The organism is Vibrio sp. 10N.247.311.13 (assembly GCF_041467595.1).
GTDB lineage: Bacteria > Pseudomonadota > Gammaproteobacteria > Enterobacterales > Vibrionaceae > Vibrio > Vibrio crassostreae_C.
This window is the reverse complement of record NZ_JBFSUX010000002.1, coordinates 41,373-59,459: the sequence shown is the minus strand read 5'-3', so window position 1 is coordinate 59,459 and position 18,087 is coordinate 41,373. Positions and strand designations below refer to the sequence as shown.

The window sequence follows — 18,087 nt, the reverse complement described above, 5'->3', positions numbered from 1 at the left end:
TTTTTGTGCCCTACTCTTCATTCTCTTTTTTTGCATCGAAGCTTAGTTTCAAAAATTGACCTAGGTCAAACATTGTTCGATGTAACCTTCTACACTGAAATTAAAGAACTTTATCGCGTGATATCAAACATTTAATTAGCAAAGAATAATTGAAACCTTGGGGGCTGATATGAACAGTACATTTATCGTAAACTTTATCGGAAAAGCATCACCAGCAACAATCAAACAGCTTGCTGCGGTTACTCACGAAAACGACGGCAAATGGCTCATCAGTAAAGTGAACTTTATTGAAGACCAAGTCGCAGGCGTACTAAAGGTTCAACTTCCAGCCATCAACGAATCGATTGTAAAAGAAGCGTTCAGCGCCAATCCAGATCTCATCGTGCAGTTTGTCGATTCCGATCATACACACAATGTTCAAGACACGGTCCATCACTTGAGACTCGACTCTAACGACCGAGCAGGTATCGTCAACGAAGTGACTCATGTATTGGATAGACAAGGAATCAGTATTCTCGATATGGATTGTCACCGCGTCTTTATCGCTGGTGGCGGCGGTGTTAGCTCAAGTCTATTCACATCAAAAATCGCCGTTAAGCTGCCAATCGAAGTACAGATCGACGACGTAGTTAATGAACTCGAAACGCTCAGTGAAGATACTCGTGTGATGATTGAAAGCTAAATAAACAAAATTAAAGAACAAAATTAAAGAACAAAAAAGAGCAGCTCATTAGCTGCTCTTTGTATTGCTCTGAACTTGTGATTCAGTTACTTAACTGACCATTGTGATAATGAGCGTTTGAAGTCTTCATAGCCGAATTCATTTAGCTTCTGAACTTCACCACTGCTACGTTCACAGTAGATTGAAGGCATTTTAAGGCCATTGAACCAGTTCAATTTCACCATTGTGTAACCCGCGCTGTCTAACAGATGCAGCTTTTGACCAATCTTAAGTGGCTCATCAAAGCTCGCTTCGCAGAACTGATCGCCCGCAAGACATGAACACGAACCAATCACGTAGTCATGGCTGCCTGTTTCTGATGCTTCCAATACTGATGCGGGCTCATTGTAGATAAGCGTGTCAAGGCGGTGCGCCTCAGTCGCTGAATCCACAATCGCTGTTTTCTTCACGTTCTCAACAATATCGACCACTGTCACAACTAGGTCGGTTGTTTTAGTGATGATCGCTTCACCCGGCTCAAGATACATCTGCACACCGTGCTTTTCAGAGAAGGCTTTCAGCGCAAGACCGAGTTTTTCGATGTCATAGCCAGGCCATGTGAAGAACACACCTCCGCCCATGCTCACCCAGTCCAACTTATCTAAGTGCTCACCAAACTGTTCTGAGATTGAATCAAGCAGGCCGATAAACGCATCGACGTCTTTGTTCTCACAGTTCATGTGGAACATCACACCATTAATCTCATCGAAAATTTCTGGTTTGATGTGGTCAGCTTGCACGCCCAAACGCGAGAATTGACGTGCTGGATTCGCCAAGTCTTGCCCTGCGTAGCTCACGCCCGGATTTAAACGTAAACCCAGTGAAGCTTTACCTTCAACAATATGACGGTAAGCAGCAAGTTGGCTTTGAGAGTTGAAGATCATCTTGTCGCAGATGTCAGCAACCTCTCTCACGTCATCTTCACTGTAGCCCACACTGTAAGCATGAGTTTCACCGCCAAAAGTTTCGTGACCTAATTTCACTTCATAAGGGCCAGAACTAGTAGTACCGTCTAGGTACGGTTTGATGATGTCAAACACGCCCCAAGTCGAGAAGCACTTAAGCGCAAGTACCAATTTCACACCTGAAATCTCTTTCAGTTGCTTGGCTTTTTCTAAGTTCGCAATCAACTTGTCTTCGTTGATCATGAAATATGGGGTTTTTAGTTCTTCTTTCTTAAACGTCATTTTTGTAAACACTCAAGCAGCATCTATAGATGGAAAGGTAAATTAACAATTTTGGTGTGATTTATTTTGATTTTGTCCTGTCCGAGCGCAGTGAGTTACAAAATCAAAATAAATGATACCAAAGCTTCAAGGCTATCATCATCGAAAAGGGAACAATCCATGTCCCCTTTAATTAGCAATCAAAACAAGAAATCAGTTCTTATTTTTTCAGCTCATGAATCACTGGAAGACCTTGGCCTGCTTCAAGCTCTTGAACATGCCAATCTAGACCAATTTCCGGCATAGTTGCTAGGAACGGATCTGGATTTAACTGTTCCATGTTGAACACGCCTTTATCAGCCCATTCGCCACGGAAGAACTGAAGTGCAGCGGTAATCGCTGGAACACCAGTTGTGTAAGAGATCGCTTGGTGCTCTACGTCTTCGTAAGCCACTTCGTGGTCTGCGTTATTGTAGATGAATACGCTACGCTCTTTACCATCTTTCTTACCTTGAACCCAAGTACCGATACACGTTAAACCAGTGTAACCCGGAGCTAGAGATGTTGGATCCGGTAGTAGTGCTTTAAGAACATGCAGAGGCTGAACCACAGTACCATCGTGCAGTGTTAGCGGATCTGGGCTAAGAAGACCGATATCACGCATGCAGTTGAAGTAGTTCAAGTATGCATCACCAAAGCCCATCCAAAATTCGATACGCTTAGCTGGGATGAACTCTTTCATTGAACGAACTTCATCGTGCGCCATTGAGTAAACTTTGTGAGAACCACAGTTCGGGAATTCAAACTCAAGCATACGAGAGTGACAAGGTACTTGTTTCCACTCTTCATTTTCCCAGTAGAAAGAATCGCCTTGGATCTCAAGCATGTTGGTTTCTGGGTCAAAGTTTGTCGCAAACTTCTTGCCGTGGTCACCAGCATTCACATCCATTACATCAATTGAGTCAATCTCATCGAACAAGTGCTTAACCGCGTATGCAGCAAAGATTGATACCACACCTGGATCGAAACCAGCACCAAGAATACCTGTGATGCCTGCTTCAGCGAACTTCTCACGGTAGCCCCACTGCCAATCGTAAGCTTGTGGTACTTGTTGGCCTTCAGAACATAGGTCAACCGCTACCGATGTATCTAAATAAGAAACTTTAGATTGGTAACATGCTTCCATGATTGCCATGTTTACCCAAGGAGGACCAGCGTTGATCACTAGATCCGGCTGAACTTCTTTAATCAAAGCAACAAGCGCATCAACATCATCAGCGTCTACTGAACGTGCTTCTAGTTTCTTAGTTGAATCTTTAAGGTTGTTTTTGCCCTTGATAGATTCGATGATTTTTTCACACTTCGCGATTGTGCGAGAAGCGATTGTGATATCACCCAGTACTTCGTTATTTTGTGCTGCTTTGTGTGCAACAACCCAACCAACGCCGCCTGCACCAATTTGTAGAATAGCCATAGTATTAATTACCCTTGTTGTTCTGCTAGCTCAGTGGCTAGAGTTTGAATTTTGTTAATTAGAGATTTGAAATCTGATGTCTTTAGGCACGGATTCAAGATAGTGAATTTAAGCGCACTCTTACCATCCACGACCGTTTCACCGAGTACTGCAACACCACGAGTCAGCGCTTCCAGTCTTAGCATTTGATTCAATTTGTCTAAATCTAGCTCGCCGTTTGCTGACGGCTTAGATCGGAACAGCACTGTTGATAGTGACGGCTCTGCGAGTAGCTCTAAGTCAGCTTGGTTTTGAATCAGGTCTGCCACTTCTAGCGTTTGCTCAAGAAGATGGTCGTACATATCACCCAACTGCTTTGGTCCAACGCTTTGCATCGTCATGAAGACTTTCAATGCATCGAAACGCTTGGTGGTCGCAATAGACTTATCGACTAGATTTGGCAGTTCATCGTGTTCGCGGTTTAGGTAATCTGCGTGATGTAGAAGGTACTTAAAGTTCGCTTTGTCTTTCAACAATACCGCGCCGCAGCTGATTGTTTGATAGAACAATTTGTGGAAATCGACACTCACAGAGTCCGCTTTTTCGATGCCTTGTAAGCGAGCCTTGTGGCTACTCAAGATAAGCGCGCCACCGTAAGCACTGTCGACATGGAACCAAAGGCCTTGTTGGCTTGCGAGGTCTGCAATCGCATCAAGGTCGTCGATAGCACCGTGATCGGTTGTACCCGCCGTACCGACAACAGCAAAAGGAATCAACCCTTGTGCTTTAAGCGCTTTCACTTCTGCGTCTAGCAAGTCAGGCTTGATAGTGCCGTTTGCATTGGTATCAACACAGCACACTGCCGCTTCGCCTAGCCCTAGTAGAGAGGCTGACTTTTGAACCGTGAAGTGAGATTTCTTTGAACATAAGATACGCAGTTTGCTCGCGTATTCTGGTAAGCCAAGCTTTTGGATAGAATGACCATTGTGCTTATCCGCAACCCAGTCTCTCGCAAGCAATAAACCCATTAGGTTACTTTGCGTGCCTCCGCTAGTGAAAACACCGTCAGCTTGTGCGCCAAGTTGGTATTTTTCGCACATCCAATCCACCACACGCTGCTCAACATAAGTCGCAGCCGATGCTTGGTCCCATGAATCCATTGATTGATTCAACGCCGCGATAATCGATTCAGCTGCTACCGAAGCCATAAGAGGCGGAGTGTGAAGGTGTGCAATGCAATCTGGGTGTTGCACGAAGATGGAGTTTGCAGCGACAAGGTCTGCAGTACTATCTACAACATCAACCAAAGCGTGTTGATTGTTATCAAGGTCGACAGCATTGATAGCTGCTTCTAGCACTTTTGGATCTAAACCCGAATAAGGGGTTTCAACCTGTTCAAAAACCGCTTTCATCGCTTGAGTGGTTTGGTTCATCACGTTAGCAAATTCGTCGCTACCGCCTAAACCTGTATGGATGAAATGCTTGTTCCATTCTTGGTTTGCTTGTTCGCTTGAAGTTGGGTCTTGTTGTAAGCCACCACCAGCTGCGATGATCGCTTCTTCCATTACGCGGAGTGCAAAGTCAATCTGCTCAAAAGAGATAATCATTGGCGGAAGGAAACGAATTACCGAGCCATCACGACCACCCTTTTCAACCATCAAGCCACGCTCTAACGCTGCTCGTTGAATCGCTAGGGTTAGTTCGCCGTCTGATTGTGGTTCGCCAAACTTGTTAAGCTCACCATTTGGTTGTTTGATCTCAGCACCGAGCATCAGGCCTTTACCACGAACTTCAGCAATACAGCTAACGCGTGATTGAATCTTCTCAAGCCCGTGACGTAAATATTGGCCTGCGATGTTCGCGTGCTCAACTAAGCCATCTCGTTCGATGATCTCCAACGCCTTAGCGCCAGAGACCATTGCTAATTGGTTACCACGGAATGTACCGGTGTGCTCACCCGCTTTCCATGTATCAATGCTCTTATCGAACACAAGCAGCGACATAGGCAGTCCGCCACCAATCGCTTTAGATAAACATAAGATATCTGGATTAACACCAGACTCTTCAAACGCAAATCGATGGCCAGTTTTGCCCACACCACACTGAATCTCATCAAAAATCAGTAGGATGCCGTGCTCATCACAGATGCGACGTAGGCCTTGTAACCAAGATGCTGGAGCAGGAATCACACCGCCCTCACCTTGCACAGGCTCAACGATCATCGCCGCCGGTTTCATGATGCCAGACTCGTCATCATTCAACATACGTTCGATGTAACGAATGCTCGCGTTAGCACCCGCTTCACCACCAATACCAAACGGGCAGCGTAGGTTGTATGGGAAAGGCATGAAGTGCACATCAGACATCAAGCCGCTACGACGCTCTTTAGTGCCGAGGTTACCCATCATACCCATGGTGCCGTTCGTCATACCATGGTAAGCACCACGGAAAGCAAACATGGTGTTGCGACCTGTGGTTTGCTTGGCGAGCTTGATCGCCGCTTCCACAGCGTCAGCGCCAGATGGGCCACAGAATTGAAGAACCGAGTTATTTGAAAAGTCTTGAGGAAGAAAAGCTTTAACTCGCTTGATAAACGTCTCTTTTGCTTGAGTCGTGATATCAAGTGTTTGGTATGGCAAACCAGAATCGAGTTGGTCTTTAAGTGCTTGGTTAATCTCAGGGTGGTTGTAACCCAGAGAAAGTGTACCTGCACCGGCTAAGCAATCGAGAAAGAGTTGGCCACGAGTATCTTCAACTAAAGCGCCACATGCTCGTTTAATAGCAATAGGCAGGCGTCTTGGGTAAGAGCGAACATCCGACTCATGCTGTTCTTGCTCTAGCAAAATAGCGTCAGGTGTTAGGTCGTACGTTCCCTCTAAGATAGGAACCATAGTTGAAAATGAATTTGCGATAGTATTGATATCGACTTCAAAGGCGGTAGTCATAAAAGTCCCCTTGAATGTGTTCATACTCACCTCCATCAGACGCAATTACCCACCAACTCTCGTTAAATTTGGAGAGAGTTCATAGTGAAGTACACGTATTGTCTAGAAATGAGATATAGCTGTACGCTCGCATAAGTCAAATGACGAATACGAAATTAAGCCGTCTTAAGACAGCGATAAATTGTTAGCGTGAGCTCAAGGTTCAGTAATGCTACTGTTTTGAAGAATTGGACATTTTTGCAGGATCGGGCAGCTATGAGGAGCTGGTCCCTTTGGAAATGCAGAGCTGATTAGCAATGTTGTAATTAGTGTGTTCAATGTTGGGTTTCCCATTAACATGACGAACTGCGCCATAAGTATCCCGTCTATCAGCTAAAGGACTAGCCAATACCTACCCTACGTAATGTCCCAATCAGCAAGAATGGTCACTACGCGTATCCCCCAGAAGCAATCGTTGCTCTTCTTGAACATTTTCATTCCGAGATTGCGCGGGAAAGTAACATAAAGTGAAATGAACGATCAATAGTTTTTAGTAATAGCTTGATAAATAGCAGCGGTGGCTAAGCAATTGCTGTAAATATCGTCACACTATCGTTTGGAAAAGAGATCCCCGGTTCATTCGTTCCTCATACCCGAGGATGACGACGTGGGGTTATAAACGTTGCTAGAGAAGCTTTTAGGTCATGGCGTCACTCCCTAGAGCGAGGTATGAATTCATAGAGAACCCCTTACAACATGTCATTGTATTGCTTTATTCAAGAAACTATCTGATGCAATAGATTAAACTGAAGTTAATCAGCAAGCGGCAAGAGATCCCCGGTTCATTCGTTCCTCACACCCGAGGATGACGACGTGGGTGTACAGGCGGTGTTAGTGATGGCTTTGAGGCTGTGGCGCCTTTCCGTCATTCCTTAGCCTGAAGAATGAGTTCATTGGGAGTCCCTTACAACATGTCGATGTATTGTTTTATTCAGAAACTATCTGATGCAATAGATTAAACTGAAGTTAATCAGCAAGCGGCAAGAGCTCCCCGGTTCGCTCGTTCCTCACGCCCGAGGATGACGACGTGGATTTATAAACGTTACTAGAGAGACTTTGAGGTCATACCGTCTTTCCGTCATTCCCTAGCACGAGGAACGAGTTCATAGGGAATCTCGCTTTTAAAAACTAACTTGATTGCAAAATTTGAAACAGAGATAGAAATGAATGTTGAGTGCGGATTCGAACAAGAAGAGTTCTTAAACGTAAAAGCTAAACGTCAGAAACCAAAAAGCCCGAACATTTCTGTTCGGGCTTCTTAATTTGGAGCGATACATCGGGTTCGAACCGATGACCTCAACCTTGGCAAGGTTGCGCTCTACCAACTGAGCTAGTATCGCATTTGCTTTATCGAGATAAAGACTTTAATAGATGGTGCCCCGGGCCGGACTTGAACCGGCACAGCGCGAACGCCGAGGGATTTTAAATCCCTTGTGTCTACCAATTCCACCACCAGGGCACGCAATTCTTTATTGCGATGCCGATTACTGAAAAGTAAAACACCATCTTAACGCTGACGCCAATCAACATTACAAAATTTGGAGCGATACATCGGGTTCGAACCGATGACCTCAACCTTGGCAAGGTTGCGCTCTACCAACTGAGCTAGTATCGCATTTTCATTCAAATTCTTTCTAGAAGAAAGAGAGAATGGAGGCGCCTCCCGGAGTCGAACCGAGGTCCACGGATTTGCAATCCGCTGCATAGCCACTCTGCCAAGGCGCCTTAGTAACTCCAATCGAATCGCTCATTGCCATCCTCTTGGGTACGGGATGCATTCTACGGATTCAGACGATTGAGTCAATATTATTTTTGTATTTTTAATTCGTTTGAATAGATTTCATACGAAACAGGCCAAATAGCTGACTTTATGTTCAAAACACACTGTGAGCGGGTTATTCAAAGGAGATCTATATCACATTAGATATCCACTATTGATAACTTAACCTTAGGTTAAAGATCAAAAAAGCGAGCCTCAGCTCGCTTCTTCATCAATGATGTTTTTCGTCTAACAAATCGTCTTTGGCAGCCATCAAGTATTGTGCCATTGACCAGTAAGTAAGAACGGTGGCGACATACAGTGCAATGTAACCTACCCACACCATCCAATCGTCATAGCGCCAGATAAGTACCCAAAGGGCGAACATCTGAGAAACCGTTTTTACTTTACCAACCCAAGATACCGCAACACTTGCGCGTTTACCGATTTCAGCCATCCATTCACGAAGCGCTGAAATGATGATCTCACGAGCAATCATGGTCACGGCTGGAATAGTTATCCAAATAGAGTGGTAATGCTCTGTAATCAGGATAAGAGCCGTAGCGACCAACACTTTGTCAGCCACAGGGTCAATGAAGGCACCGAAGCGAGACGTTTGCCCTAACTTACGAGCTAGCATGCCATCTAGCCAATCAGTGAAACCGGCTACCCAAAACACCATCGCAGCAGCGAAAGGAGCCCATTGATAAGGTAGATAGAAAACGACAACGAATACTGGGATCAAAAATAGTCTCAGTAAGGACAAAATGTTAGGTATATTCAAACGCATATTATTGGGCTCTTATTAATTGCGCTTTAATGGTGCGGGATTTTTACTATTGTTTCAATGCTTGATAAATGTTTTCTGCCAAAGAATGACTAATGCCCGGCACTTTGGCTATTTCTTCGACAGTTGCACGCTTAAGTTCTTGTAAGCCACCCATATATTTCAGCAAAACTTGACGACGTTTAGGTCCTACCCCTTCAATTCCTTCCAAAGCACTGGTTCTGCGCGTTTTACCACGTTTCGCCCTGTGCCCTGCAATCGCATGATTATGGCTCTCATCACGAATGTGCTGGATAAGATGCAGCGCTGGTGCATCGCTAGGTAAATTAAACTCTTCACCTTCAAGGGTTACCAAAGTTTCTAAACCCGGTTTACGCGTCACGCCTTTCGCAATACCCATCATTCTTGGTCTAAACGGCCAATCACCCCAATATTGAGAAATGATCTCATGAGCGCGGTTTAGCTGACCTTTACCACCATCGATAAAGATGATGTCTGGGATCTTGTCGACATCGAGTTGCTTCGAATAACGTCTCTCAAGCGCCTGAGCCATCGCTGCATAATCATCGCCACCTGTAATGCCGGTGATGTTGTAACGACGGTACTCTGGTTTAACCGGGCCTTCTTGATTGAACACCACACACGACGCAATCGTGCTTTCACCCATGGTATGACTGATATCAAAACATTCCATGCGCTTGATAGCATCCATCGACAGCACTTGTTGGAGCTCTTTGAAGCGCTGATTAATCGTCATCTTGTGATTAATCTTGGTGGTAATAGCCGTCAATGCATTGGTATTAGACAATTTAAGGTAACGACCTCGAGTACCTGAAGGGTTGGTATTGAAGTGAATCTTACGACCCGCTACTTCACACAAGGCTTCTTGAATCGGTGTGACATCTTCCATCAAATCGGCATTGAGAATCAAACGGGTTGGGATGGTTCTCGCTTCACTATGCGCAAGATAGTATTGGCTTAAAAAGCTCGAAAAGACCTCTTCTCGCACCGTATTGTTGGGAATTTTAGGGAAATGGCTTCTACTGCCTAAAACCTTGCCTTGGCGAATCATCAAGATATGAATACACGCTACGCCATTCTCTTGAGCAAATCCCAACACGTCCATATCTTCCATTGAATCGTCAGATACGTATTGTTGTTCTTGCACACGTCGAATCGCTTGGATTTGATCACGGAAAGCGGCAGCTTGTTCAAAACGAAGCTCACGGCTTGCCTTGTCCATTTTGTCGATGAGCGTCTCAAGGACTAATTTGTCTTTCCCTTGCAGGAACAGACGAACGTAGTCGATAAGTTCACTGTACTCTTCATCAGAGATGATTGAGCTAACACATGGCGCAGCACAACGACCAATCTGATACATCAAACACGGGCGCGTTCTATTGGCATAAACCGTATCTTCACACTGGCGGGCAGGGAAAATCTTTTGGATTAGGTGTAGCGTCTCACGCACAGCGCCGGAATCAGGGTAAGGACCAAAGTATTCGCCCTTTTTCTTCTTAGCACCACGGTGCATCGACAAACGAGGATGCTTGTGACCGCTAATAAAAATATAAGGGTACGACTTATCATCACGCAAAAGTACGTTGTATTTAGGCAAGTACTGCTTGATGTAGTTGTGCTCAAGAATGAGCGCTTCTGTTTCCGTGTGCGTTACAGTGACATCGATCTTGTCAATATTACTAACTAGAGCGCGTGTTTTTTCACTGTCGACTTTTTTACGGAAATAACTGGAAAGGCGTTTTTTGAGGTTCTTAGCTTTACCGACGTAAATAACGGCAGCCTCGGCGTTATACATTCGATAAACGCCGGGCTGCTCTGTTACTGTCTTGAGGAATGAGACTGAGTCAAACAAGTTGGTCACTATACGATCTCAGTGTTAAAGGGTCTCAGTGTCTAACATTCCATGTCTAATCGCTAAATGCGTCAGCTCTACATCGCCACTGATATCCAGCTTACTGAACAAGCGGTAGCGGTAACTGTTGACTGTTTTAGGACTTAGATTGAGTTGTTCTGAAATATCCGTCACTTTCTGACCTTTGGTAATCATCATCATGATTTGAAGTTCACGTTCAGATAAGTCTGCGAATGGATTTTCAGACGCAGGCGAGAATTGGCTCAAAGCCATCTGCTGCGCAATTTCTGGTGAAATGTATCGTTGGCCACTATTAACCACTCGAATTGCATTTACCATTTCATCCGGACCTGCCCCTTTAGTAAGGTAACCAGCAGCTCCAGCTTGCATCACTTTAGTTGGAAACGGATTTTCCGTATGAACAGTTAAAACGATGATTTTAACATCAGGGTTGAAACGCAAGATCTTCTTGGTTGCTTCTAAGCCACCAATACCAGGCATATTCATATCCATCAAAATAACGTCAGTATTGTTAGTACGACACCATTTTGCAGCATCTTCACCGCTTTCAGCTTCCCCTGCTACGTTCATTCCACGGACGTCTTCAATAATACGTCGTATCCCTGTGCGAACCAGCTCGTGATCATCTACAAGGAAAACATTTATCAAACTTGTATCTCCACACTATTAATTGGCTCTGCAACCACTGTGTCATTTCACCTGTTTGAAACAATTGAACAAAGGAACAGTGGATCGCAGCATTGAGTACATCTTAACTTAATTACTAAAAAAAAGCTCTGTTGAATATGTGCTGAAACACGAACTTTAGCAAGTACTTATTAACAAATAAGCTAACTAAAACAACAAGCTTTTTCTAAAAATCAACCAGTTAAAACAACACCCAATAAAATTACATAAGATAAAGATATTTTCAATACCATTGAATAACCATTCGCGACAATTTCACTTATTTGCTTATAGAGTCCCGTTATTTGCCTCTACTAACTAGAATTTAGTTAGTATTTTTACTGCCTTTTGTGCGCAGAGGGTCGCTAGATGGTAGTATTCGATTCCCCATTTCAATAGGTTACTACATTGGATATTCAGCAAGGCTTTGTACTCACAAGACAAGCAAGAGATTTTTCAGGGCGCACACAAATCGACTTGTGGTTAAGCACCCCTCAAGGCCCTACTCTGCTGACGATTCAAAATGAAAAACCGGTATTTTTTGTCGCTCAATCTGACGTTGAGGCATGTCAGGCAATCGCAGCGAAAGAGTCGATCGATTGCCAATTTAAGCCTCTAGAATTAGCCACATTCGAGCAAACACCTCTCGCCGCGTGTTACACCTCACTGTCGAGAAGCAGCTTTGGTTTAGCGCAAGCCTTTCACAACGAAGAAATCCAAACCTTTGAAAGCGATATTCGACTCGCCGATCGATTCTTGATGGAACGTTTTATCAAGGGAAGTATTGAGTTCACCGGATCTGCTGTGCAAAAAAATCAGCATCGTCGAGTCTCAAACGCAAAATGCCGAGCAGGTGATTACTTACCCAGTCTATCTGTGGTCTCGCTTGATATTGAGTGTTCGGAAAAAGGCGTGCTTTATTCAATTGGCCTAGACAGCCCGATGGACAGCCAAGTAATCATGGTCGGTGAAGCACAACAAGCTGAAACCAATATCCAATGGGTTGCCAACGAGAAAGCGCTACTTGAAGCCATGATAGCTTGGTTCTCTGAATTTGATCCTGACATCATCATTGGCTGGAATGTTATCGACTTCGATTTTAGGCTGCTGCACAAACGTTCAGAATGGAACGAAGTGAAGCTCAACATCGGCAGAGACAACCAACCGAGCTTTTTCCGCAGTTCTGCTCAAAATCAGCAAGGTTTTATCACGATTCCGGGACGCGTTGTCTTGGATGGTATTGATATGCTCAAGACAGCGACCTACCACTTCCGTTCTTGGTCTCTTGAGTCGGTATCGCAAGAGCTGCTTGGGGAAGGCAAAGACATCCATAACGTTCATGACCGTATGGATGAGATAAACCGAATGTTTAAGTTCGATAAACCCTCACTCGCTAAGTACAACCTTCAAGACTGCGTACTGGTAAACAGCATCTTCGAGCACACTCACCTACTCGACTTCGCGATTGAGCGCTCTCGATTAACCGGTGTTGAGCTGGATCGCGTTGGTGGCTCTGTTGCGGCCTTTACTAACTTATATCTGCCTCAAATCCACAGAGCGGGTTATGTCGCACCGAACTTAGAGCCAGAGAATTGGATTGCGAGCCCCGGCGGTTATGTGATGGATTCAATTCCCAATCTGTACGACTCGGTTTTGGTACTCGATTTTAAGAGCCTGTATCCATCGATCATTCGCTCGTTTCTGATTGACCCTATGGGACTAATTGAAGGGTTGAAGCTTGAACTAGGCCCAGCAGAAAACCAAGCCGTTGATGGCTTTCGAGGTGGGCAATTCCACCGCTCTAAACACTTCTTGCCCGAGATGATCGAAAACCTTTGGGCTGCACGTGATGTGGCGAAGAAGAACAACGAGAAAGCGTTCTCTCAGGCGATTAAGATCATCATGAACTCATTCTATGGTGTGTTAGGTTCGTCTGGTTGTCGTTTCTTCGATACCCGGTTAGCGTCTTCAATTACCATGCGTGGACATGAGATCATGAAGCAAACCAAGGTTCTGATCGAAGACAAAGGCTATCAAGTGATTTACGGCGATACCGATTCAACCTTCGTGTCTCTGAACGGCAGTTATGATCAGCAAAAAGCAGACGAGATCGGGAACACACTGGTCGCTTACATCAACGATTGGTGGACGAATCACTTAAAAGAGACCCACAACCTAACCTCAATACTCGAATTGGAATACGAGACTCACTATCGCAAGTTTCTAATGCCGACCATTAGAGGTTCAGAAACCGGTTCGAAGAAACGTTATGCCGGATTAATCACTCAAGGCGATAAAGAAAAGATCATATTTAAAGGGCTTGAGAGTGCACGCACCGATTGGACACCTCTCGCACAGCAATTCCAACAAACCTTGTATGAGATGGTGTTTCACGATCAAGATCCAACCGACTACGTCAGACAGTTTGTTGATGAAACCTCTGCTGGCAAACATGATGATTTATTGGTGTATCAAAAGCGCTTACGCCGCAAATTACATGAATACCAAAAGAACATTCCGCCGCAGGTTCGCGCAGCTCGTATGGCCGATGAGATCAATGCTCAGTTAGGGCGCCCTCTTCAATACCAAAATAAAGGACGCATTGAGTATTTGATTACTCTGAGTGGCCCTGAGCCCAAGGAGTATTTAAAGAGTGGTATCGATTATCAGCACTATATCGACAAGCAGATTAAACCGGTCGCAGAGGCAATACTGCCCTTCATCGGTTTAGACTTTGAAAGAGTTACTGGGCAGCAGTTGGGTTTGTTCTAGCACTATATTCAATATGCTCTTAAAACGAAAAAAGCAGAGATATGTTCTTCAGCACACTCTGCTTTTTAGTATCAATGGATCGGTTATAAATCTCTATCCGATTCTGAACTCGGTTTTCTGATACTGCTTAATCAACCACTCACCAAAGCCATCAAGAATACCGATCACCGAACGTTTAGGGATTGGTCGACCAGAAAGTAAAATGCCCAACCTTTGGATTTCGACTTCTCGATCTGGGTGATACTTCAAGAACTGTTGGCCACATTCAACAGGATCATCGTACCAATATTTATCGCGGTACATCACCAGTGAGTAACTCGCCCGTAGAAGCTTCTTGGCAATAATCACCTGCGCAGCGACTTGTTGTTCTGGCGTTGTCGCTCGTGCGATCTTGTTGCGATACACCGCCAACCAGTTTTCCGCATCCATATTCCAGTGCTTAGCGATTTCCCAACTTGTTTCAAAATCACCATAGCAGTCTGATAAGTCTTCACCATGCACACACACGGCTAAATGCTTGAGCATAAAACCCCAAGTGAAGATATTGTCGAAATCGACTATCTCACTCACTAAGGTAGTTTTTATCGCCACTTGAGTTACCTGCGGGAAGCTCTTTTGGAAACGCCATTTGATGGTGTTCAACAAAGTGGTTCGTTGGTCAGGAAACGGTCGATGGGTCACCACAACCACATCTAGATTGGAGCGACCAACGACGGCTTGCTTACGAGCCACACTGCCATAAATATAAATACTGTGCAGATTAGATCCTAACCCACCTTTTAAAAAGGTAATCAGATCGTTAACCACAGGTTGAAATTCAGGTTGAAAAGGCTGTGTTGGGTCAATAACGGGTAGCTGCATAGGTCGTTTCGGTAAATAAAATAATGATTTAACTATAACTCTATGATCGCCTAGGTGACTTTATGATTCAAGCTATTCCTATTTATAGCATCTCCGAGATATAATCAGCGGATAGACCCACTAAGGACAAACACAAAATGCCTAGAGCAAGTGAAATTAAAAAAGGTTTTGCTATCACAGTAGAAAGCAAAACAGTGATCGTTAAAGATATCGAAGTAACAACACCAGGCGGCCGTGGCGGCCAAAAGATTTACCGCTTCCGTGGTAACGATGTAGCAACTGGCGTTAAAACTGAAGTTCGCCACAAGGCTGACGAAATTGTTGAAACTATTGACGTAACTAAGCGTGCAGTAATGTTCTCTTACGTTGATGGCAACGAGTACATCTTCATGGACAACGAAGATTACACACAATTCATCTTCAACGGTGAGACTATCGAAGACGAACTACTGTTCATCAACGAAGAAACTCAAGGCATGTACGCGATCCTTATCGACGGCAACGCTGCAACGCTTGAGCTACCAACATCTGTTGAACTAGTTATCGAAGAGACTGATCCTTCAATCAAAGGTGCATCAGCGTCTGCTCGTACTAAACCTGCTCGTCTTTCTACAGGTCTTACTATTCAAGTACCTGAATACATCGCGACTGGCGACAAAGTAGTAGTAAACACTGCTGAACGTAAATACATGAACCGCGCAAGCTAAGATACTTATTATGACCGAAGCTAACGACCTAATGTCTTATGACGACGCAATTGACACTGCATACGACATCTTCCTAGAGATGGCACCTGACAACCTAGAGCCTGCAGACGTGATTCTTTTCACTGCTCAGTTTGAAGATCGTGGCGCAGCAGAGCTTGTTGAAACTGGCGATGATTGGGTTGAACATGTTGGCTTTGAAGTCGACAAAGAGATCTACGCTGAAGTGCGCATTGGTCTTGTGAATGAAGCTGATGACGTTCTAGACGACGTATTTGCTCGCATGTTAATCAGCCGTGATCCAGAACATAAGTTCTGTCACATGCTGTGGAAACGCGACTAATACCGCTGTTGACGCTCATCTACATGAGTAAACAAGTATTCATGTAAGCGAGTTAAAAGTTAGCCGAGCCCATTGCTCGGCTATTTTTATCACGCTATTTTCCATCGTGATTCATCACTTTCATCATCAACGTTAGATTCACTGATTATGACCAAAGCAAAAACAGACACACAATCAAAAGGCTATGCCTGCATTGGCCTAGTTAACCCAAAGACGCCAGAAAACGTAGGCTCAGTGATGCGAGCAGCTGGCTGCTACGGCGCCAACTCTGTGTTTTACACTGGCACACGCTACGACCATGCGCGAAAATTCCATACCGATACCAAAGAAAAGCACTTAGCCCTGCCTTTGATTGGTGTTGAAGAGCTGAAAGATATTATTCCAGTAGGCTGCGTGCCGGTTGCTGTTGATCTGATTGAAGGTGCTAAGCCTCTACCTGATTACAAGCACCCACCACGTGCGTTTTACATTTTTGGCCCAGAAGATGGCACGCTAAAGAAAGAAATCACAGATTTCTGTCGTGAGACGATTTACGTTCCGACCAACGGCTGTATGAATCTAGCGGCATCAGTGAATGTTGTGCTTTACGACCGACTGGCGAAAGGCGATAACTTTTCGAATCATAAGTAAAAGAAACGAGATACGAGATACGAGATACGAGATACGAGATACGAGCAGATTATAGATGCGCCTACACGAGATAAGAGATGCGAAAAGCTCGCTTACTGTCACTTATGGCAGCATGTTTTCGATACTCGGTTACTCGCATCCCGCATCTGCTATTTCTCCAGACGTAAAAAAACCTGCTCAATGAGCAGGTTTTTTAGTATTCAGTGCTTTCAGCTAATGAAGCTTTACGCGTAAGAAATTACGTAATTACTGACGTGTTCTTGGCTTAGCTGGTTTAGCCGGACGACCGTTGTTCAGTTTAGGCTTACTTTTGTTAGCCTGAGGTTTGCCTTTGTTTGCAGCTGGAGCGCTACGACCTGAATCAGGTGTTGTAGTACCGCGAGTTGCAGGCTTCTTACGCTTAGTTTGGTTGCTACGGCCTTTTGGTGCGTTTGCACGCTCTTCGTGACGTTTAACAGCACGACGAATTTTTTGGCTACGAGAACGCTCACGCTTACGAGAAGTGTTTGAAGGATCAAGATCCAACAGTGTCTCTTTCTCAGGCTTAAGCTCAACAAGCTCACGCAGGTAGTTAACTTCTTGAAGATCTAGCTCTTTCCAACCGCCACGAGGCAGTTTCTTATCAAGGTAGATATCACCGTAACGTACACGTTTCAGGCGGCTTACTGTTGTTTCTTGTGATTCCCAAAGACGACGAACTTCACGGTTACGACCTTCGTTAATCGCTACGTAGAAAGTATGGTTCATACCTTCACCACCAGCGTAAACAACATCTTCAAAACGAGCCATGCCGTCTTCTAGTTGTACACCACGAGTAACGTTTTTAACTTTTTGCTCAGTCACTTCACCGAATACACGTACTAGGTACTCACGCTCAACCTGACGGCTTGGGTGCATTAGACGGTTTGCAAGCTCACCATCAGTAGTGAAAAGCAAAAGGCCTGATGTGTTTGCATCAAGACGACCAACTGAAATCCAACGAGAACCACGGATCTTAGGTAGACGATCGAAAACAGTACGGCGGCCTTCAGGGTCGTGACGAGTACAAAGCTCACCTTCAGGTTTGTAGTAAGCAAGTACACGACAAACCACTTCTTCAGAAGCCTTGCCTGAAACAGTATGGCCATCGATACGGATCACTGAGTTCTCGTCTTCAAGACGCTCGCCCAGTTTCGCAACTTGACCGTTAACACTTACACGACCAGATTTGATTAAACCTTCTAGTTCACGACGAGAACCGTGACCAGCTCGCGCTAAAACCTTCTGTAATTTTTCGCTCATTTACTCTTTTCTACCTAATTGTCGTCTTCACAGACGTCGAATGAATTTTTCGCGACCAAATCGCGG

Annotated in this window: 13 protein-coding genes and 4 tRNA genes; 5 read left to right on the top strand and 12 right to left on the bottom strand. The window is 44.7% G+C overall.

Annotated elements, in window-relative coordinates; all coding sequences use genetic code 11:
- Positions 1-169 precede the first annotated feature (169 nt).
- Entirely contained in the window at positions 170-682 is a 513-nt protein-coding gene (locus AB6E52_RS01345; RefSeq protein WP_017061000.1) for a glycine cleavage system protein R, read from the top strand.
- Between the two features lie 86 nt (positions 683-768).
- Here AB6E52_RS01345 and nspC read toward each other — a convergent pair whose 3' ends face one another.
- The 10 genes from nspC to uvrY all read right to left on the bottom strand — a co-directional run bounded on the left by nspC (position 769) and on the right by uvrY (position 11,412).
- Positions 769-1,908 carry a carboxynorspermidine decarboxylase gene (nspC, locus tag AB6E52_RS01340; protein WP_017063550.1) on the bottom strand — a complete coding sequence of 380 codons (1,140 nt, stop codon included), beginning with the start codon at positions 1,906-1,908 and terminating at the stop codon, positions 769-771.
- Between the two features lie 199 nt (positions 1,909-2,107).
- A complete protein-coding gene (locus AB6E52_RS01335) occupies positions 2,108-3,361 on the bottom strand; it encodes a carboxynorspermidine synthase (RefSeq protein WP_017061002.1) in 1,254 nt (417 codons plus the stop codon).
- Positions 3,362-3,369: 8 nt separating this feature from the next.
- The gene (locus AB6E52_RS01330; RefSeq protein WP_198594317.1) at positions 3,370-6,309 is read right to left on the bottom strand and encodes a pyridoxal phosphate-dependent class III aminotransferase; all 2,940 of its coding nucleotides are present in this window, start codon (positions 6,307-6,309) and stop codon (positions 3,370-3,372) included.
- A 1,279-nt stretch (positions 6,310-7,588) separates the two neighbouring features.
- A tRNA-Gly gene (locus AB6E52_RS01325) sits at positions 7,589-7,664 on the bottom strand.
- A 32-nt stretch (positions 7,665-7,696) separates the two neighbouring features.
- Positions 7,697-7,783: transfer RNA gene (locus tag AB6E52_RS01320), tRNA-Leu, on the bottom strand.
- 80 nt (positions 7,784-7,863) lie between these two features.
- Positions 7,864-7,939: transfer RNA gene (locus AB6E52_RS01315), tRNA-Gly, on the bottom strand.
- Between the two features lie 36 nt (positions 7,940-7,975).
- Positions 7,976-8,049, bottom strand: a tRNA-Cys gene (locus tag AB6E52_RS01310).
- Between the two features lie 266 nt (positions 8,050-8,315).
- Complete coding sequence (gene pgsA / locus AB6E52_RS01305; RefSeq protein WP_017061490.1) at positions 8,316-8,873, bottom strand: CDP-diacylglycerol--glycerol-3-phosphate 3-phosphatidyltransferase; 558 nt, start codon at positions 8,871-8,873, stop codon at positions 8,316-8,318.
- Positions 8,874-8,919: 46 nt separating this feature from the next.
- Positions 8,920-10,752 carry an excinuclease ABC subunit UvrC gene (gene uvrC / locus AB6E52_RS01300; RefSeq protein WP_102320478.1) on the bottom strand — a complete coding sequence of 611 codons (1,833 nt, stop codon included), beginning with the start codon at positions 10,750-10,752 and terminating at the stop codon, positions 8,920-8,922.
- Positions 10,753-10,767: 15 nt separating this feature from the next.
- Positions 10,768-11,412 (bottom strand): UvrY/SirA/GacA family response regulator transcription factor, encoded by a 645-nt coding sequence (uvrY, locus tag AB6E52_RS01295; RefSeq protein ID WP_004729778.1) that lies wholly within the window; start codon positions 11,410-11,412, stop codon positions 10,768-10,770.
- 426 nt (positions 11,413-11,838) lie between these two features.
- Here uvrY and AB6E52_RS01290 point away from each other — a divergent pair, with 426 nt between their 5' ends.
- On the top strand, positions 11,839-14,202 hold the full coding sequence (locus AB6E52_RS01290) for a DNA polymerase II (RefSeq protein WP_102320477.1): 2,364 nt from the start codon (positions 11,839-11,841) through the stop codon (positions 14,200-14,202).
- 93 nt (positions 14,203-14,295) lie between these two features.
- Here AB6E52_RS01290 and AB6E52_RS01285 read toward each other — a convergent pair whose 3' ends face one another.
- Complete coding sequence (locus tag AB6E52_RS01285) at positions 14,296-15,063, bottom strand: nucleotidyltransferase (RefSeq protein WP_050620851.1); 768 nt, start codon at positions 15,061-15,063, stop codon at positions 14,296-14,298.
- Positions 15,064-15,200: 137 nt separating this feature from the next.
- Here AB6E52_RS01285 and yeiP point away from each other — a divergent pair, with 137 nt between their 5' ends.
- The 3 genes from yeiP (at position 15,201) to AB6E52_RS01270 (ending at position 16,740) form a co-directional block, all read left to right on the top strand.
- The gene (gene yeiP / locus AB6E52_RS01280) at positions 15,201-15,770 is read left to right on the top strand and encodes an elongation factor P-like protein YeiP (protein WP_017055115.1); all 570 of its coding nucleotides are present in this window, start codon (positions 15,201-15,203) and stop codon (positions 15,768-15,770) included.
- A 10-nt stretch (positions 15,771-15,780) separates the two neighbouring features.
- Entirely contained in the window at positions 15,781-16,110 is a 330-nt protein-coding gene (locus AB6E52_RS01275; RefSeq protein WP_004741258.1) for an HI1450 family dsDNA-mimic protein, read from the top strand.
- A 147-nt stretch (positions 16,111-16,257) separates the two neighbouring features.
- Complete coding sequence (locus tag AB6E52_RS01270) at positions 16,258-16,740, top strand: RNA methyltransferase (protein WP_017061495.1); 483 nt, start codon at positions 16,258-16,260, stop codon at positions 16,738-16,740.
- Positions 16,741-16,986: 246 nt separating this feature from the next.
- On the opposite strand, the gene rluB is transcribed toward AB6E52_RS01270, so the two are convergent.
- Positions 16,987-18,021, bottom strand: coding sequence for a 23S rRNA pseudouridine(2605) synthase RluB (gene rluB, locus AB6E52_RS01265; RefSeq protein ID WP_017055112.1), 1,035 nt, complete (start codon positions 18,019-18,021; stop codon positions 16,987-16,989).
- Between the last annotated feature and the right edge of the window lie 66 nt (positions 18,022-18,087).